Below are 1,241 nucleotides of genomic sequence, written 5' to 3' on the forward strand. Positions count from 1 at the left end.
ATCCTACTTGATAAAGGCGCAGATAAAGCAATCAAAAATGATAGTGATAAAAATGCACTAGATTACGCACTTGAAAGCAGCTTTCATAAAGGCTGTCCAAAGCTCGCTGAATTACTAAATTAAGCTTTATTTTTAGGTCGCAGGTGTCATGACATAGTGCCACCTGCAAGCATATATGGGTTCAGAGTCTAACCCCACTTATTTCAACTATTCTCTGGCCACTTATTAAGTCTTTTTAACTTTAGCTTTCTCAATAACATGAAGACTTAGTAATTGATTTATAAATATACGTATCCTCCTATCACTAGTACTTTTCAAGCCGTCAAGTCTCCCAAGTAGTGTTTCCATAATTTCATAAGCAAGTACAAACACGAAGCGAAAAACCAAGTATAAACCTAGAATGAGAATTGAAAAAAAGCAGATGTAAAAAACATAGACGGCAATATCAGTATTTTCATACAAGGAAAATATTGTGTTTATATTAACTCCTCCAGCAATGCATAAAGCTATGCTCAAAGCCGTTAGCCCCATGAACATTGCTAATATTCTATTTTTAGATTCATTTGAAAAAAATAAATCACCAAATTGTCGTCCCGTAAGCGCTAGACTGGACTTATGTCGAGTTTTTAAAGTTAAGAAAGTATCAAGTTTTTCTGCTAACTCAATATATTCGGTATTTTTTACACCTATTGTTTTTTTAAACCAAATTGATTTCAATTCAATGAGAACATCAGTTTCCACATCTAATTTTTGCTGCATTTTACTAATAACTCTTTTCGTCTTTAAAGACTGTAACCTAAAAGAGCACAAGATAGCTGTAGCTTCAAAACCTAGTGCAAAAAACAATTTTTGGAGTTGAGAAAAATTTGATTCAGGCCAATTAACTAAATTCATATACCAAAAAAAGGAGTACCCCATACAAATAAATGCCAATAGTGATAGCAAGACCCAAATAGACTTAAATGTAATGACACCTTCATACGACTCAAAGTCTTGGTAATATCTATTCGCAGTTTTGTATACGTGATTCATATGTAATCCTTCTCAATATATAGAAATTGTGTTTTATGCCTGTATAAGCTTCAGAATAAAGCCCTATGCTAATCTACTAAAGTCAACTTAACCTGCACGCATAAATTCTTGAAATTTTAAATACACTAAAAGACCATAAAATTTAACGCCCAACTTATTCCAATCGAGAATATGTGGAATATGTGGGGTCAGAGTCTGAGGGATCCCCA

Annotated in this window: 1 protein-coding gene; it reads right to left on the bottom strand. The window is 33.3% G+C overall.

Annotated elements, in window-relative coordinates:
* Nucleotides 1-225: 225 nt before the first annotated feature.
* Nucleotides 226-1,032, bottom strand: coding sequence for a hypothetical protein (locus AB4153_RS21580; RefSeq protein ID WP_371998630.1), 807 nt, complete (start codon nucleotides 1,030-1,032; stop codon nucleotides 226-228).
* Nucleotides 1,033-1,241 lie beyond the last annotated feature (209 nt).

Source organism: Shewanella sp. 10N.286.52.E4 (assembly GCF_041468785.1).
Classification (GTDB): domain Bacteria; phylum Pseudomonadota; class Gammaproteobacteria; order Enterobacterales; family Shewanellaceae; genus Shewanella; species Shewanella electrodiphila.